Origin of the sequence: Mycolicibacterium moriokaense (assembly GCF_010726085.1) — a bacterium.
Lineage (GTDB): Bacteria > Actinomycetota > Actinomycetes > Mycobacteriales > Mycobacteriaceae > Mycobacterium > Mycobacterium moriokaense.
In genome coordinates this window covers 2,700,202-2,716,857 of record NZ_AP022560.1, presented here as the reverse complement: position 1 = coordinate 2,716,857, position 16,656 = coordinate 2,700,202, and the positions used below count along the sequence as shown (strand labels likewise).

Genomic DNA, 16,656 nt, shown 5'->3' with positions numbered 1-16,656 from the left:
GTTCAGATTCGCGCCCGCACCCCACAACGCAGGGTCAGGCGAGCCGGGTGATCTCCACGACGACGTCGAGGTCGGTCGAATCTTCGCCGGAGTAGATGCCCTTGAGCGGGCTGACGTCCGAGTAGTCCCGGCCGACACCGACGCTGACGTACTGCTCGTTGATCTCGGAGTCGTTGGTGGGGTCGTAGTTCCACCAGCCACCTGTCCAGGCCTGCACCCACGCATGGCTCTGGCCGTCGATGGTTTCGTCGATCTTGGCCTTCTTGTTCGGATGGAGATATCCCGATACGTAGCGAGCGGGAATTCCCATGCTGCGCAGCAGGATCAACGTCAGATGCGCGAAGTCCTGGCAGACACCCTTGCCCTCGCGGTGCGCGTCCAGTCCGGACGAGTGCACACCCGTCGTCCCCGGCACGTATTCCAGTTCGCTGTACACCCAGTTCGCCGCCGCGATGACGGCCTCATGCGGGTCGTGATACTTGGCGATGCGTTGCCCCACCCGCGCGATCCGCTTACTGCTCGGCGTGTAGTCAGTCGGGCTCAGCACTTCGTCGAACTTGTCGACCACCGCCTCCGAATGCAGGTCGTCCCAACCCACTTCCTTCCTCGGTAGATCGTCGCGGTCGGTCTCCACCACCGACGACGACGTCACCTCCAACTCGGTATGCGGGGCGTGCAGGTCGAACGCTGTCACCGCGGTGCCCCAGTAGTCGACGTAACGGTATGACCTTGTCGCAGGGATGGTTTCGACGCGGTTGAGGATGACGTTCTGGCGCGAATCCGATCGCGGCGTCAACCGCGCCTCGTTGAACGACGCCGTCACCGGTGACTTGTATGCGTAGCCGGTGGAATGCACCACCCTCAGCCGCCACATCAGATTTCCCCCTCCTCGATGACCAGCGGGCCGTGGCGGCCTGCGTCTGTCCATGCGACCCACGGTGCGGAGTGGAAGTACTCCAACGCCAATGCATCTCCGACGTCGGCGCATGTCATCTGCAACCCCGCCAGGCGTTGTTCGAGCGATTCGAGGAGCATCCCCGGCTGGAGGAACTCCAACTCACTGCGCGCGCGGCCCAACAGCCGCTGCGTCTCCGCCGTGGCGCCCACGCGGTTGAGGGCGCGGTGATGCAGTTCGTCGAGGCTGTGCTCGGCCAGCCGCAACGAGTACATGACGGACCGCGGGAAAAGCCGGTCGAGAAGCATGAACTCGACGACCCGACCGGCGTCGAGCACACCCCGGTAGGTACGCAGGTAGGTGTCGTGCGCGCCCGCGGAACGCAGCACGGTCACCCAGGCCGGCGACGACGCGCTGTCGCCGACGCGCGCGAGCAGCAACCGCACCGTCATGTCGACCCGTTCGATCGCACGCCCCAGGACCATGAACCGATACCCGTCATCACGGCTCAGCGTCGAGTCGGCCAACCCCGCGAACATGGCGGCGCGTCCCTCGACGAACGACAGGAACTCGTGGGGCCCAAGACGTTTCGCGGCGCGCTCACGCTCGGCGAGCGCGTTGTAGGTGGTGTTGAGGCACTCCCAGATCTCGGTCGAGGTGACTTCGCGTGCACCGCGGGCGTTCTCACGCGCAGCAGAGATGGCCTCGACGATGGAACACGCCCCCTGCGTGTCGCGACCGAACGCGACGATATCGGTCAGCGACCACACGTCCAATTGTTGTGCGGGCGGCTCGATGCCCAGCACTCGCAGCAGCGTCCGCGACGTCTGGTCGGGGTCGACGCTGGAGTCTTCCAGCAGCTGGTGGACGGTCACGTCGAGAATGCGGGCGGTGTCGTCGGCGCGTTCGACGTAACGGCCGATCCAGTACAGCGATTCAGCGTTGCGGGCCAACATCATTGGCTCCTTGCCTGTTGCTGCTGTTGTTGCTGTTGACCCATCTGGGTGCCGTTCGTCGAAATCGTCGCCTGCGACTGTTGTTGCTGCTGCTGTTGTGAGCTCTCCGAACCGTTTTCGTTCTTCGTCGCCTTGGGCGCCTTCGGTAGTGACCGCACCACTTCGGCGGCCGCGAGTTCACGGTCGGCCACCGAGGCGCGCGAGGCCAGCACCCAGGTGTCCTTCGATCCCCCACCCTGGCTGGAGTTGACCACCAGCGACCCTTCCGGCAGCGCGACCCTCGTCAGGCCGCCGGGAAGGACCCAGACCTCGTCGCCGTCGTTGACGGCGAACGGGCGCAGGTCGACATGCCGGGGTGCCAGGGTGTCGCCGATCTGGGTGGGGACGGTTGACAGCTGAACCACCGGCTGAGCGATCCAACCGCGCGGGTCGCTGCGGATTTTCTTGATGATCGCGGCGCGTTCCTTTTCGGAAGCCTCCGGGCCGAACACGATGCCGTAGCCGCCGGACCCTTCGACCGGTTTGATGACGAGTTCGTCCACCCGGTCGAGGACCTCTTCGCGTTCGTCGTCGAGCCAGCAGCGATAAGTGTCGACGTTGGCCAGCAACGGTTTCTCACCCAGGTAGTACTCGATGATCGTCGGCACGTAGGTGTAGACCAGCTTGTCGTCGCCGACGCCGTTGCCCACCGCGCTGGAGATGACGACGTTGCCCGCGCGTGCCGCGTTGAGCAGACCCGCGACGCCCAGCACGGAATCGGGACGGAACTGCATGGGGTCGAGGAAGTCGTCGTCGATGCGGCGGTAGATGACATCGACCTGCCGCTCACCCTCGGTGGTGCGCATGTACACGGTGTTGTCGCGGCAGAACAAGTCGCGACCCTCGACGAGCTCGACGCCCATCTGGCGGGCGAGCAGCGAATGCTCGAAGTACGCGGAGTTGTAGACGCCCGGCGTCAGCACAACGACCGTCGGGTCGGCTTCGTTCGAGGCCGCCGCGTTGCGCAGCGCCCGCAGCAGATGCGACGAGTAGTCGCCGACCGCGCGCACCCGGTGGGTCGCGAACAGGTTGGGGAAGACGCGCGCCATCGTGCGCCGGTTCTCCATCACGTAGGAAACCCCCGACGGCGATCGCAGGTTGTCCTCCAGCACGCGGAACTGTCCCTGCGCGTCGCGCACCAGGTCGATACCGGCGACGTGGATGCGCACACCATTGGGCGGGTTGATCCCGGCGGCCTGCCGGTGAAAGTGCTCGCACGAGGTGACCAGCCGGCGGGGGATGACGCCATCGCGCAGGATTTCCTGCTCGCCGTAGATGTCGTCGAGGTAGGCCTCGAGCGCCTTGACCCGCTGGGTGATGCCCTTCTCCAGTCGGGTCCACTCGGCGGCGGAGATCACCCGCGGAACGAGGTCCAGGGGGAACGGCCGTTCCTGGCCAGACAGCGAGAAGGTGATGCCCTGGTCGATGAAGGCACGCCCCAGCGCGTCGGACCTGGCCGCTAACTCCGACGCGTCGGACGGTGCAAGCTCGGCGTATATGCCCTTGTAGGGGCCCCGAACGTTGCCCTGAGCGTCGAACATCTCGTCGAAGGCCTTGGCGTAGGACCCCAGATTGTTGTAGCCGCCGAAGACGCCTTCATGGCGTCGGGGCTTGGGGACACGGGCGCGCGGCGACCGAGTGCTGTCGGCTGGCAGGGTTCGGAGACTCACCTTTGACATGCTGCACCAACTGTCGCTTTCCGGCAGGCCAGCGGGCTCACTTTGGGCAATTACCCTTCACGCTGGTAATCTGAACCCTCGCTGCCCGCAGGTCGGGCGCCACACAGTCTTTGCAACAAGCCAACCTGGATTTACGAAGGAAAAACACGCGTGGCCAACATCAAGTCGCAGGAAAAGCGGATCAAGACCAACGAGCGCCGCAGACTGCGCAACAAGTCGGTGAAGTCGTCGCTTCACACGGCGGTCCGCGGATTTCGGGCGGCCGTCGAGGTCGGCGACAAGGACAAGGCCGGCGAGTTGCTGGTGTCGACCAGCCGCCAGCTCGACAAGGCCGCCAGCAAAGGTGTGATCCACAAGAACCAGGCCGCCAACCGCAAGTCGGCGCTGGCCCGCGCGTTCAACAAGATCTGACTTCGTCCGGCTCAGTCCTGGGCGAGCTCGGCGACCTTTCGCACCGCTGACTCCAGCGCGTAGTCGGCGTCTGCTGCTGCTCCCTTGACGTCCGCATTCAACGCTGCGACCAGTCGCACCGCCTCCGCGACCGACGCGCGCGACCACCTTCTGGCCTGCTTCTGCGCCTTCTGCACGCGCCACGGCGGCATGCCCAGTTCCGCGGCCAGCCGGTAGGGATCCCCGGACAGCGGCGCCACCCGGGCGATTGTGTGCACCGCCTCGGCCAAGGCATCGGCCAAGACGACCTGGGGCTCGCCGCTCATCATCGCCCAGCGCAGCGCCTCGGCGGCGCCCGCGACGTCACCCACGACCGCCTTGTCGGCGATGTCGAACCCCTTCACCTCGGCCTTGCCGGAGTGGTACCGACGCACGGCCGCGGCATCGACCTCGCCGCCGGTGTCGGCGACCAGTTGCGAGCACACCGACGCCAGGTCGCGGATGTCGGACCCGACGGCGTCGATCAACGCGGTGACCGTGTCGTCGCTGACCTTCACCTTGTATGCGCGGAACTCGCGTCGCACGAAGTCGGCGCGCTCGGCGTACTTCGTAATGCGGGCGCAGGGGTGGACTTGCGCGCCGATGCTCTTGAGCTTGTCGGCCAAGGCCTTGGCGCGGCCGCCGCCCGAATGCACGACGATCAGCACGGTTCCCGGCGGCAGGTCGGCGGCGACATCGGAAATGAGCGCGACGGCATCCTTGCCCGCCTCTGCGGCGGACTCCAGCACGACAACACGTTCCTCGGCGAACAACGACGGGCTGAGCAGTTCGGCGAGCTCGCTGGTGCTGACCTCGCCGGCACGCAGCCGGTCCACCGGGACTTGGGTCTCATGCGGGTCGGTGCCCGCCTGCTTACGGACGGCGCGGAGCACGCTCGACACCGCCCGTTCGACCAACAGCTCTTCGTCCCCGAGCACCAGGTGCAGGCGTACCGCGTCCTCAGTCACCCCACGATCGTGTCATGTCCGCCCGACACACCCGACACCGTCCACGCCAGCCCGGCCAGGACGGCCACGCATACGCCGATGCGTGTCCAACGCCACCGCCACAACACCACGACCGCCAGTCCCGCGGCCCCGACGATGACGGCGCCCGGCAGCCCGGACGGCATGGCGAGTGCGGCGCCCGGCACCTTCGCCGACCATCTGGCAACCGTTGACAGCCACCACAATTCGGGTCCGGTGAATCGGATCAGCAGACCCGCGCCAGCGGGCCACAGCGGGCAGATTGCCGCGGCCGCGGTCCCGAGGACGGTGATGGGTGGGATCACCGCGGCGGCGGCGAGGTTGGCGGCGATCGACACGACGCTGAACCTGCCCGACACCCCCGCGATCAGCGGGGCGGTCACGAGTTGGGCGGCGACGGCGATGCACACCGCATCGGCGAGCGGCTTGGGCCAGCCACGGTCGACCAGCCGCCGCGACCACGCCGGCGCGATGACGACCAGTGCCGCAGTCGCCGATACCGACAACGCGAAGCCGACGTCGACGGCCAGTTCCGGGGACGCGACCATCAGCGACAGGATGGTTGCCGACAACGCCGGAAGTGCTTGTCGGCGACGGTGTGACAGCACCGCCAACAACGTGACCGCACCCATGATCGCGGCGCGCAACACACTCGCCGACGGCTGGACGACGATCACGAATACGAGCAACGCGAACGCCGCCAGCACGGCCGCCGCGCGCGGACCGATCAACCCGGCACTCAACAGCACCGCACCGCACACGATGGTCACGTTCGCGCCAGAGACCGCGGTCAAGTGCGTCAGGCCCGACGTCCGGAACTCCGCGGTCGTCTGCTGCGACAGCGCCGACGTGTCCCCCAGCACCAGCGCGGGCAGCATCGCTGCCTGATCGGCCGGTAGCGCACGCCGCGTCGCCTCGGCGAATGCGGTACGGACTGCATGCGCGGCCCGGTACACCGTCGCCGCCTTGCCCCACACCGGTCGCCCTGTCGCCGACAGCACCGCAACGGTGAGGTCGGACCGCGCCGGTCGACCGATCCGGGCCCGGAAGACGACGGGACGGCCCGCGGCAAGCTCCGAAAAGGCCTGAGCCGAGCCGAACACGACGACCCTGCCGGTCGCGTCGCATCCGTCGAGTGTCCTCAAGGACGCGCGAAACATCGTGCGGTTGCCGCCCAGCGCGCGTGGGCTCTCGACAGGCGAAACCTCGACGGTGGCGAGCGTGCCGTACCGCTGGGTGATCGGATTGTTCCGCGCGGCATCGACGCGCAGCCCCACCGAGATCCCGAACGCGATGCCGACCACGAGGACCGCCAGCACACCCGCACCGATGGCGCGATCGTCGGCGCCCTCACCGCGGCCACGCCACCACCACCCCACTATGCCGGTGACCGCAACGGCCACCGCCAGCGTGAACACCAAACCTGTTACCTGCCAGAGAATTCCGGCTGCAGTGACCGACCAGCCGGTGAGCGCCGCCGGAACCAGACGCAGGTCGAGTCGTGCGACGCCCGCGTCCACCGGTGTCATACATGGACGCGGTCGCGCAGCTTGTCCAGCCGCGCCGGGCCGATGCCGTCGACGTCGCCGAGTTGGTCGACACTGGTGAAGCGCCCGTTCGCGTCACGCCAGGCCACGATCGCGGCCGCGGTCACCGGACCGATACCGGGCAAGGTGTCCAGTTGCTCGACGGTCGCGGTGTTGAGATCCACCGATTCCGTCGACGCGGCGGCGGTTCCGGACGTCGGCGGAGACTCCGCGGGCGACGCGGCCGGGCTGGCGCCGGGGCTGACCGAGCTGCCCATGACCGTCGGCTCTCCCGGTGCGGGCGCGATACCGACCACGATCTGCTCGCCGTCGGCGAGGCGTCTGGCCATGTTGAGATCGACCAGATCGGCGCCGTCGAGCGGTCCGCCCGCCGCGGTGAGGGCGTCCGCGATCCGGGCGCCCGGATCCAGCGTGACCAGGCCGGGCTTACCCACCAGGCCGACCACGCTGACGACCACCGGCTGGTCTGCCGCCGGTGGTTTCGGGCTTGCCGACGAGACCATCTGCACCGGCGGCAGTTTGGCAGAGGTCACGGGCGGAGATTCGTCGCGCGTCAGCGTGAACAGCGTCACCAGCACTGCGATGATGCCGACGCCACCCAGCGCGACGACGCCGGCGCGTCCGGGATCGGCTCGCAGTGCCGCCACCCAACTCGACGATCCATCCGACTTCGACTCTGGCAACCAACGGGACAACACCGAGTCAGGGGGAGGCTCGGCATCTGTGCCGGTATCGGGTTCGCTCTCGGCGCCAAGGCGGCGCTGGAGCCGCTCGGCGGGCAATTCCGTTCGCATGAGCCGAAGCTAGGCGCAGATGCCGACCGCATCTGCCGTGCTCGGGGACACGCGGGTCCTGCTGGGGATCAAATGGCGGTTGTGGATAACCGCGTTGTTTACGATGGGGTTCCGGCGTCCGCGTCACAGGGTCATCGCGGCACACAGGGAGTGCAGAATGGATCGTCGTACGCCGATGATCGCTGCTATTGCGTTCGCGGTGCTGTATGCCGTTGCGCTGCTGGCGATTCCAAAGTTTCCCGGCATCGACACACCGGGATACGACATCGTTTCCCACATCGATGAGCACTCCGGGGCGCTGCGGGCACAGGCACTGCTGCTGGCGTTCGGATCGCTGGCACTTGTGGTGGTGCTCGGGTATGCGCGCGAGCGGTTGACGGGCCCGTCCAGCTACGTGTTCACCATCGGCGCCGCGGCGGTGCTGATCCAGGTGTTCGTCGCGACGTGGTTCACCGCGGGGCTGGCCCTGCACCCCGGACAACTCGGCTCGGCGACCGCGCGCACGATCGCCGACATCGTGACCATGTGGGGTCCGCTGCGGACGATCGCGGGCATCATGGTCGCGATACCGATCCTGGTGGCTGCGAACGCCGGACACTTCCCACGTTGGCTGGGGACCGCCGCCGCGGTCTTCACGGTCGAGCAGCTGATCGAGACGATCACGATCATCGGTCCGCCCGGCAGTTTCATCTCGCCGGGCGGCCCTATGAACGTCTACCTCGGTGGGCCGCTGTTCATCCTGTTCTTCCTGGCGCTGGGCGTCGCACTGTCATTGGAGCAACAACGCGACGGTCAGCGTGCGATCGAGGCACCCCCGGGCTCGGGCGACGAACCGGGCGACAAACCGGAGGAGACAGCCGAACCGGAAACCGCCGAGGATCTGAAAAGGTGAACGAACCGGCGGAATGACTGCCGGCGGGCGGCACGAAATACTCAGGGTGAGGTGAACGCGCGAATCCCGTTGTCGCTCAAAGCCCACTCACCGGGACCGTGTCTGCGCCACCATGTGTCACGATGCCAGTATGGGCGACGGCCCAATGGTCGGCGACAGGATCGGTGATGACAGCGGAATTGACTTACGACAGCACGCTTCGCGAGATAACGACCGACGCGGGCGTCCTTCGTTACCACGAAGCCGGCGCCGGTTCACCACTGCTGCTGCTGCACGGCTCCGGTCCCGGAGTGACGGGCTGGCGTAATTACCGCGGCATTCTTCCCACCTTCGCCGAGCACTTCCGCTGCTTGGTGCTGGAATTTCCCGGCTTCGGGGTGAGCGACGACTTCGGCGGCCACCCGATGATCACGGCCTTCGGCGCGGTCGGCACCTTCGTCGACGCGCTCGGCCTCGACGCCGTCGACATCATCGGTAATTCGATGGGCGGTGGCGTCGGCATCAACTACGCCATCGGCCAGCCGGCCAAGGTGCGGCGGCTGGTGACCATCGGGGGGATCGGCACCAACATCTTCTCTCCGGGGCCGAGCGAGGGCATCAGGCTACTTCAGGAGTTCACCGAGAACCCGACTCGGCAGCGCCTGATCGACTGGTTGCATTCGATGGTGTTCGACCCCGCCCTCGTGACCGAGAAGCTGATCGAGGAGCGGTGGGCGTTGGCGACCGATCCGCCGACGTTGGAGAGCGCCCGACGGATGTATAGCAAGGCGGCGTTCACGCAGATGATGGCCGCGATGCGCGCATCCGACGCTCCCCTACCGTGGGCGACGATGCACAAAGTGGCCGCACCGACGTTGCTGACGTGGGGACGCGACGACCGGGTCAGCCCGCTCGACATGGCGCTCATCCCGATGCGCACAATTCCCAACGCCGAACTGCATGTGTTCCCCAACTGTGGGCACTGGGCGATGATCGAGGCCAAGGCCGCGTTCGAAAGCACCGTGCTGGCGTTCTTGAATCGCTGAGATCTCAGCGCTGGGTGCTCCCGGCATCGACCGGCAGCGTGACGGCGGTGATGTATCGGGCCTCATCCGAGGCGAGGAAAAGACACGCGTTGGCGACGTCGACAGGTTCGACCCATGGGATCGGCAGCATGTTCATCGGCCGCGCCGCCTCGGCGAATTCCTCGCGGCTGACATGCTCGAGGTCCGGCCTGAATGCACCGCGAACATGATCGTTCTGGATCATCGGCGTGTCCACATTGGTGGGATGCACGGTGTTGACCCGGATGTTGTGTGGGGCAAGTTCATTAGCGAGGGTGCGCATGAGACCGACGACACCGTGTTTGGCCGAGGTGTAGTGCGCCACCCCGACCAACCCCCGGAGGCCCGCGATCGAACTGATCAGAATCATCGACCCGGATCCGCGTTGGATGAGGTGGCCCGCGGTGGCGCGACAGGTGCGCCAGACGCCGGACAGATTCACGTCCAGCATTGTCTGCCAGGCGTTTTCGCTGAGTTCCACGGTCATCCCGCGTGACGTGATCCCCGCTGTCGCACAAACGATGTCGAGACCACCGAAGTGTTCGACGCCGCAGTCGGTCGCCGCCTGCACCGCGTCGGTGTCGCGGACATCGGCGACCTCGGTGACGATCCGGCCACCTGCTTCAGACACCAGCCGAGCTGTCTCGTCGAGGTCCTCCCGCGTGGCGGGCGGAATGATGACGGTGTCGACCGCGCCGCAGATGTCGAGCGCGATGATGTCGGCGCCCTCCTGCGCGAACCGCACCGCCTGCGCCCGCCCGATTCCCCTCGCCGCGCCTGTGATCAGCGCGACCTTGCCCTGCAATCGCCCCATGGTCACACCTTCTGCGTCAGGCCGGCGTCGACCACGAGTTGGGTGCCGGTGATGTACCGGGCTTCATCGGAGGCCAGGAACACGACTGCGTTGGCGATGTCGACGGGGTCGAGCCAGGGCACCGGTAACAGGTTGCGCGCCTGCAGGACTTTGGCGGCGTCGGCCGCCGTCGGGTTCGGCACGTCCGGACACAGACGTCGGAAGGTCGCCTCGTTCAGCACCATTGCGGTGCCCACCGCCCCCGGATGAACGGTGTTGACCCGGATGCGTTGCGGCCCCAGTTCATTGGCCAGCGTTCGGGACAGGCCCACCACCGCATGCTTGCTGGCGGTGTAGGCCGCGGAGTTGGCGGTACCGCGTAATCCGCTGGTGGAGCTGATGATCACCACCGATCCCCCGCCCTCGCCGATATGCGGCACCGTCGACTTCACGGTGTGCCACACCCCGGTCAGGTTGATGCCCAGCGTGTTCTGCCAGGCTTCCTCGGTGACCTCCCAGGTCGGTACGCCGGCGAGGTGGACACCGGCATTGGCGACGACGACGTCGAGCCGACCCAACTCGCCGACCGCGGCGTCGATCGCGGCTGACATCGCCTCGGCGTCACGCACATCGGCCGTCGCGGCGACGCATCGCCGTCCTCGCTTGCGCACCTGTGCTGCGGTGACGTCCAGCTCGTCGGCGACCTCAGCGGCGTCGAGAGCGATGACGTCGGCGCCCTCGTCGGCGAACCGTTGGCAGTGCACGCGCCCCGTTCCCTTGGCGGCACCGGTAACGACGACCACCTTGTCGTCGAGTCCCGACATCACGGCGCCTTCAGCAGGGCGAATCCCTTGTAGCCCGCGTTGACAACCTCGGTGCAGATGTCGAGGTAGGCCGCGAACCCGCCGATGAAGAGCATGAAAACTCGTGGTTTACCAGGCACATTCGCCCCCAGATACCAGGAGTTGGCCTTGGTGAACAGCGAGGCCTCGGCCCGCCGGTTCAGTTCGGCGTTCCAGTCTTCGACGGCATCGGCGGTCGCCTCGATCGCGGTGTACCCGTGGTCGTCGAGATAGGTGATGGCATCGGCGATCCAGTTCACATGGGCTTCCGCGTGCAGCACCATGTTGGCCAGCACGGCGGGTGCGCCGGGGCCCGACACCAGAAACAGATTCGGGAAGTCGTCGACGCACAGCCCTAGGTAGGTGCGCGGCCCGTCGGCCCAGTCGTCGCGCAACCTGTGGCCGTCACGCCCGACGATGTCAATCTTGGCCAGGGCGCCCGTCATGGCGTCGAACCCGGTGGCGAGCACAATCACATCGACTTCGAAACGTGCGTCGGAAGTGTTGATCCCGGTCGCGTCGATGCACTCGATCGGCGTCTTGCGCACGCTGACGAGTTTGACGTGCGGCCGGTTGAAGGTCTGAAAGTAGTTGGTGTCGGTACAGATTCGCTTGGTGCCGATCGGGTGATCGTTCGGGATCAGCAGATCGGCGAGCTCCGGATCGTCGATGACCGCACGAACTTTTTCCTCGTAGAACTTGCGTGCCTCCTCATTGGCCGCCATATCGGTCATCTGGTCGCTAAACGTCTTGGAGAACAGCACACCGCCTAGTTCCCAACGCTTTTCGAATGCGGCCCTACGCTCCTCCGGGGTCGCCTGCATCGTCAGCTTGGGATGCGCGATGTGCGGAGAGCCACCGCCACTGCGCCATGACAACCGCCGCCGCTCGGCATAGTTGGCCTTGTAATGAGCGACGTCCTCCGCGGTCAGCTTCCGATTGCCCGCAGGCACACTATAATTCGGGGTGCGCTGGAAGACGACAAGCGAGTCCGCCTGGTCGGCGATGATCGGTATCGACTGAATGCCCGATGATCCGGTGCCAATCACCGCGACGCGCTTGCCGGTGAAATCGACGGGCTCTTTGGGCCAGTGCGCGGTGTGGTAGATCTCGCCGGCGAACGTGGACAGACCAGGGAAGTCCGGTGTCAACGCCGCTGACAGCGGTCCCGTCGCCATCACGACGAACCGCGTGCGCACCGACTCCCCCGTGTCGGTCTCCACCGTCCACCGCGTGGTGGCTTCGTCGAACACCACCGACGTCACGCGGGTGTTGAACGTAATCCCGTCCCGCAGGTCGAGCACGTCGACGACCCAGTTCAGGTACTGCAGGATCTCGGCCTGTGTCGCGTATTTCTCGGTCCACGTCCACTGCTGCTGCAACTCGTCGGAGAACGAGTAGCAGTAGTCGACGCTCTCCACATCGCAGCGGGCACCCGGATATCGGTTGAAGTACCAGGTGCCGCCGACCTCCGGTGCCGCCTCGAACACCCGCGTCGTCAACCCCAGCGACCGGAACTTGTGCAGGGCATAGATTCCGGCGATCCCTGCACCCACAATGACGACGTCGATATCCGCGTCTGCCTCGTTGCTCACGACCACACGGTAGGTCGTCGGCCACCAAGAACCGGGTGAATTCCCGGTGACCGGACGCTCCCGATCTTTCCTCCCGGGCATCGGGCGGCCGGACATCGCACGAGGCGCCACCTTCCGACAATGACCCGCATGGCCAGAGCCGACGTGGACCTCGACGGGCAACTTCACCGCATCGAATGGCCACCGGAGTCCACGCTCGTCGACGTAATGCTCGCCGCAGGCATGGACGTCCCCCACTCATGCCGGGAAGGGCGGTGCGGCTCCTGCGTCTGCAGCGTCGTCTCCGGCGACGTCGACATGGCGCCCAATGACGTCCTCGACCCCGAGGACCGGCGGTCGGGCCTGATCCTGGCCTGTCAGGCCAAACCGCTGTCCGACACGGTGCACATCGAGTTCTGACAGGCGCGGTTCCACTGACCGGGAATGGCTGCGGTAGGCCGCCGCACTGAGGTAGACCATGAATCAGCCCACACAGCGTAAGGACGACAGATGACCGAGCGGGTAATCGACCGGGTGATGGAGATGGCCGCGCAATTGCGCGAGCAGGCCGCCGAGGCGGAGACCATCGGCCGGCTCACCGACCAGACGACCAAGGCGATGAAGGCGGCAGGCAACATCAGGTTGCTGCAGCCCGCCAAGTACAACGGCTACGAGGTTCACCCTCGCGAGTTCGCTGAGACCGTGATGGCCACGGCATCGCTCGACCCCGCCGCGGGGTGGATCAACGGTGTCGTCGGCGTGCACCCGTATCAGCTGGCGTACGCCGATCCCCGGGTGGCCGAGGAGATCTGGGGCAAGGACGTCGACACCTGGGTCGCGTCGCCGTACGCCCCACAGGGGGTGGCCAAGCCTGTCGACGGCGGCTACATCTTCAACGGACGCTGGCAGTTCAGCTCCGGCACCGACCAGTGCGAGTGGATCATCCTCGGCGCGTTCCTCGGTGACGCCGAGGGCGCACCGCTGATGCCGCCGCAGATGCTGCACATGATCCTGCCGCGCAAGGACTACGAGATCGTCGAGGATTCGTGGAACGTCGTGGGCCTACGTGGCACCGGTTCCAAGGACGTCATCGTGCGCGACGCCTTCGTCCCCGACTACCGGACGATGGATGCCACCGAGGTGATGGACGGCACCGCGCAGCGCAAGGCCGGCATGACCTCGGCGCTGTACTTGATGCCGTGGTCGACGATGTTCCCGCTGGGCATCACGTCCGCCGTGATCGGTATCGCCGAAGGTGCGCTCGCCGCCCACCTGGACTACCAGCGTGACCGCGTCGGCGCCTACGGCGCGGTCAAGGACGACCCCTATGTCATGTACGCCATCGGTGAGGCCGCCGCCGACATCAACGCGGCCCGCCAGGAGCTGCTGGCCAATGTCGACCGGATCTACGACATCGTCGACTCCGGCAGAGAGGTGTCGTTCGAGGATCGCGCCGCGGGTCGCCGCACGCAGGTGCGCGCGGCGTGGCGCGCCGTGACGGCCGTCGACCAGATCTTCGCGCGCTCGGGCGGCAACGCGCTGCGGATGGACAAACCGCTGCAACGCTACTGGCGCGATGCACACGCCGGACTGGCACACGCGATCCATGTGCCCGGCGTCCCCTATCACGCGTCGGCGCTGAGCTCGTTCGGCGTCGATCCCGAAGGCCCACTGCGAGCGCTGATCTGACCCATGAGCATCCTCAAGAGCCTCGGCTACATCACCGTTGCGGCCACCGATATCGATCGCTGGCGCCAATTCGCCTTCGACGTCCTCGGATTCGCCCAGGGCACCGGCCCCGATCCGTCTGCGCTGTACCTGCGGATGGATGAGCGGCCCGCGCGCATCATCATCAAACCCGGCGACGTCGACCGCGTCCTCACGGTCGGCTGGGAAGTGCGCGACCACGCCGCACTGGAGCAACTCAAGGCCACCCTCGACAGCGCCGGGGTGGTGTTCAAAGAGCTGTCCAACGCCGAGGCCGACGAGCGTCGGGTCGAGGAAGTGATCACCTTCGACGACCCCGCGGGCACGACGCTGGAGGTGTTCCACGGCGCGGTGCTCGATCACAGTCCGGTGATCACCCCATTCGGGGCGCGGTTCGTCACGGGTGACCAGGGGCTGGGCCACGTGGTGATGCCGGCGATGGATGCCAACGGTCTGTTCGACTTCTACACCGGCGTCTTGGGTTTCCGGTCGCGCGGCGCGTTCCGGGTGCCCGCACCGCCCGAGTTCGGCCCCATCCGCGTGCGGTTCCTCGGCATCAACGAACGCCACCACAGCCTGGCCATCTGCCCGGCGATGAACCAGGACAAGCCCGGCGTCGTCCACGTCATGGTGGAAGTCGACAGCCTCGACGCCGTCGGGCAGGCGCTGGACCGCGTCAACGTCGAGGGCTTCCAGGTCTCCTCCACGCTGGGCCGCCACACCAACGACAAGATGGTGTCGTTCTACGTCCGGGCACCGGGCGACTGGGACATCGAGTTCGGCACGGACGGCATGCGTGTCGACGAAAGGTACTACACCGCAGAGGAAATCACCGCCGACAGCTACTGGGGCCACCAATGGTTGGGCGACCCCCCAGCGGCGATCCGGATGTAGCCGATGGATACCGACGTTTACCCCAAGACGTTTGACGAGATCGACAGTTGGGACTATGAAGCCGATGTCGTGATCGCGGGGTACGGCATCGCCGGCGCCGCCGCGGCGGTGGAGGCCGCCTCGGCCGGCGTCGACGTGTTGGTCCTCGAGCGCACCGGCGGTTGGGGTGGAGCCGCGGCCATGGCGGGCGGGTTCATCTACCTCGGCGGCGGCACCCCCATTCAGAGAGCTTGTGGTTTCGACGATTCCGTCGACAACATGGCCGCGTTCCTCAACGCGGCCATGGGCCCGGGCGCCGACCCGAACCGGATCGGCGACTACTGCGCGGGCAGCGTCGACCACTTCGAGTGGCTGGTGCGCTGCGGGGTCCCGTTCAAACCGGTGTTCTGGGGTGAGCCCGGCTGGGAGCCACCCGGTGACGAAGGGCTGATGTTCACCGGCGGCGAGAACGCCTATCCGTTCAACACGATCGCGAAACCCGCTCCGCGCGGCCACATTCCGCAGATGTCCAACAAGAAGGCCGGCGAAGCCAGCGCCGGCTACATGCTGATGAAGCCGCTTGTGGACACAGCGACATCGTTGGGCGTGCGCGCGGTGTACGACGTCCATGCATCGGCGTTGATCGTGCAGTCCGACGGTCGCGTCGCAGGCCTCGTCGCCCGCCAGTACGGGAAATCCATTGCGATCCGCGCACGCCGCGGCGTGGTCCTTGCCGCGGGTAGCTTCGCCTATAACGACGCGATGCTGGCCCAATATGCGCCGCGACTCGTCGGCCGTCCCGCCGCATCGATCGAACAGCACGACGGTCAGGCGATCCGGATGGCTCAGGCGCTCGGCGCCGACCTGGCGCACATGGATGCCACCGAGGTCGCGTTTCTGATCGACCCGCAGCAGACCGTTCGCGGCATTCTCGTCAACGGGCGTGGCCAGCGCTACGTCCCGGAGGACACATACTCCGGGCGGATCGGGCAACTCACCCTCTACCACCAGGACGACACGGCCTACCTGATCATCGACGGTGACGCTCAGGAGGAGGCGATGGCCGCGACCTCCCCGACTCCGTTCCTGAAACGCCCGGCGACCTGGGTGTGCGAATCGGTGGCCGAACTCGAAGCCGAGATCGGCCTCCCCACCGGGGTGCTGCAGGACACCGTCCGCGTGTACAACGAGAACTCGGCCCGCGGCGAGGATCCGTTGCTGCACAAGAAGGCCGAATGGCTGAAGCCCATCGGCACGCCGGTCGGTGCGATCGATCTCCGGGGCAGCTGCGCCGGTTTCACGCTCGGCGGCCTGCAGACGACGCTGGACTCCGAGGTGTTGCACGTCAGCGGCGAGCCGATCCCCGGCCTGTACGCCGCGGGACGCTGCACCGCGGGCGTCGCGGCGTGGGGCTACGCCAGCGGGATCTCGCTGGGCGACGGCAGCTTCTACGGCCGTCGCGCCGGCCGCGCGGCCGCCAAGGCCTGAACGCTTCTCACTGCGCTCTGAGCTAATACGCCGTTTCGGTCCTAACACCGAGATTGAACACAGGGTTGTGCTCTGGATCCACAGCCCTGTGTTCAATCTCGCCCATAGGAAGCGCGCAA

Annotated in this window: 16 protein-coding genes; 7 read left to right on the top strand and 9 right to left on the bottom strand. The window is 66.7% G+C overall.

Going from position 1 to position 16,656, the window contains the following annotated elements:
• Nucleotides 1-34 precede the first annotated feature (34 nt).
• Genes G6N43_RS13300 through G6N43_RS13290 form a run of 3 tightly spaced genes read right to left on the bottom strand, consistent with a single transcriptional unit; the run spans nt 35 to nt 3,431 of the window.
• The gene (locus tag G6N43_RS13300; protein ID WP_083150095.1) at nt 35-874 is read right to left on the bottom strand and encodes a transglutaminase family protein; all 840 of its coding nucleotides are present in this window, start codon (nt 872-874) and stop codon (nt 35-37) included.
• Nucleotides 874-1,851 carry an alpha-E domain-containing protein gene (locus G6N43_RS13295; RefSeq protein ID WP_083150241.1) on the bottom strand — a complete coding sequence of 326 codons (978 nt, stop codon included), beginning with the start codon at nt 1,849-1,851 and terminating at the stop codon, nt 874-876. The genes G6N43_RS13300 and G6N43_RS13295 overlap by 1 nt, the downstream gene beginning before the upstream one ends.
• Entirely contained in the window at nt 1,851-3,431 is a 1,581-nt protein-coding gene (locus G6N43_RS13290) for a circularly permuted type 2 ATP-grasp protein (protein ID WP_407664911.1), read from the bottom strand. The genes G6N43_RS13295 and G6N43_RS13290 overlap by 1 nt, the downstream gene beginning before the upstream one ends.
• A 288-nt stretch (nt 3,432-3,719) precedes the next feature.
• Between G6N43_RS13290 and rpsT the strand changes: the two genes are divergently transcribed.
• Nucleotides 3,720-3,980 carry a 30S ribosomal protein S20 gene (gene rpsT, locus G6N43_RS13285; protein WP_083150097.1) on the top strand — a complete coding sequence of 87 codons (261 nt, stop codon included), beginning with the start codon at nt 3,720-3,722 and terminating at the stop codon, nt 3,978-3,980.
• A gap of 11 nt (nt 3,981-3,991) precedes the next feature.
• Here rpsT and holA read toward each other — a convergent pair whose 3' ends face one another.
• Genes holA through G6N43_RS13270 form a run of 3 tightly spaced genes read right to left on the bottom strand, consistent with a single transcriptional unit; the run spans nt 3,992 to nt 7,325 of the window.
• Entirely contained in the window at nt 3,992-4,966 is a 975-nt protein-coding gene (holA, locus tag G6N43_RS13280; protein ID WP_083150098.1) for a DNA polymerase III subunit delta, read from the bottom strand.
• Nucleotides 4,963-6,513 carry a ComEC/Rec2 family competence protein gene (locus tag G6N43_RS13275; RefSeq protein ID WP_083150099.1) on the bottom strand — a complete coding sequence of 517 codons (1,551 nt, stop codon included), beginning with the start codon at nt 6,511-6,513 and terminating at the stop codon, nt 4,963-4,965. Before G6N43_RS13275 ends, holA begins: the two co-directional genes overlap by 4 nt.
• A complete protein-coding gene (locus G6N43_RS13270) occupies nt 6,510-7,325 on the bottom strand; it encodes a ComEA family DNA-binding protein (RefSeq protein WP_083150100.1) in 816 nt (271 codons plus the stop codon). Before G6N43_RS13270 ends, G6N43_RS13275 begins: the two co-directional genes overlap by 4 nt.
• 157 nt (nt 7,326-7,482) lie before the next feature.
• Here G6N43_RS13270 and G6N43_RS13265 point away from each other — a divergent pair, with 157 nt between their 5' ends.
• Both G6N43_RS13265 and G6N43_RS13260 read left to right on the top strand, forming a co-directional pair.
• A complete protein-coding gene (locus G6N43_RS13265) occupies nt 7,483-8,217 on the top strand; it encodes a hypothetical protein (RefSeq protein ID WP_083150101.1) in 735 nt (244 codons plus the stop codon).
• A 167-nt stretch (nt 8,218-8,384) separates the two neighbouring features.
• Complete coding sequence (locus tag G6N43_RS13260; protein WP_083150102.1) at nt 8,385-9,242, top strand: alpha/beta fold hydrolase; 858 nt, start codon at nt 8,385-8,387, stop codon at nt 9,240-9,242.
• A 4-nt stretch (nt 9,243-9,246) separates the two neighbouring features.
• Here G6N43_RS13260 and G6N43_RS13255 read toward each other — a convergent pair whose 3' ends face one another.
• From G6N43_RS13255 to G6N43_RS13245, 3 genes are read right to left on the bottom strand one after another with little or no spacing between them, the layout of a single operon-like run.
• Nucleotides 9,247-10,074: a mycofactocin-coupled SDR family oxidoreductase gene (locus tag G6N43_RS13255; protein WP_083150103.1), complete on the bottom strand. Its 828-nt coding sequence runs from the start codon at nt 10,072-10,074 to the stop codon at nt 9,247-9,249.
• A gap of 2 nt (nt 10,075-10,076) precedes the next feature.
• Nucleotides 10,077-10,877 (bottom strand): mycofactocin-coupled SDR family oxidoreductase, encoded by an 801-nt coding sequence (locus tag G6N43_RS13250; RefSeq protein ID WP_083150104.1) that lies wholly within the window; start codon nt 10,875-10,877, stop codon nt 10,077-10,079.
• A complete protein-coding gene (locus tag G6N43_RS13245; RefSeq protein ID WP_234810029.1) occupies nt 10,877-12,490 on the bottom strand; it encodes a flavin-containing monooxygenase in 1,614 nt (537 codons plus the stop codon). The genes G6N43_RS13250 and G6N43_RS13245 overlap by 1 nt, the downstream gene beginning before the upstream one ends.
• Nucleotides 12,491-12,619: 129 nt before the next feature.
• Between G6N43_RS13245 and G6N43_RS13240 the strand changes: the two genes are divergently transcribed.
• From G6N43_RS13240 to G6N43_RS13225, 4 genes are all read left to right on the top strand, one after another.
• Nucleotides 12,620-12,889 (top strand): 2Fe-2S iron-sulfur cluster-binding protein, encoded by a 270-nt coding sequence (locus G6N43_RS13240; RefSeq protein WP_234810030.1) that lies wholly within the window; start codon nt 12,620-12,622, stop codon nt 12,887-12,889.
• Nucleotides 12,890-12,979: 90 nt separating this feature from the next.
• Complete coding sequence (locus G6N43_RS13235) at nt 12,980-14,158, top strand: acyl-CoA dehydrogenase family protein (RefSeq protein ID WP_083150106.1); 1,179 nt, start codon at nt 12,980-12,982, stop codon at nt 14,156-14,158.
• 3 nt (nt 14,159-14,161) lie between these two features.
• Complete coding sequence (gene bphC, locus G6N43_RS13230; RefSeq protein ID WP_083150107.1) at nt 14,162-15,070, top strand: biphenyl-2,3-diol 1,2-dioxygenase; 909 nt, start codon at nt 14,162-14,164, stop codon at nt 15,068-15,070.
• Nucleotides 15,071-15,073: 3 nt separating this feature from the next.
• Nucleotides 15,074-16,537 carry an FAD-dependent oxidoreductase gene (locus G6N43_RS13225; RefSeq protein ID WP_083150108.1) on the top strand — a complete coding sequence of 488 codons (1,464 nt, stop codon included), beginning with the start codon at nt 15,074-15,076 and terminating at the stop codon, nt 16,535-16,537.
• The last annotated feature ends 119 nt before the right edge of the window (nt 16,538-16,656 follow it).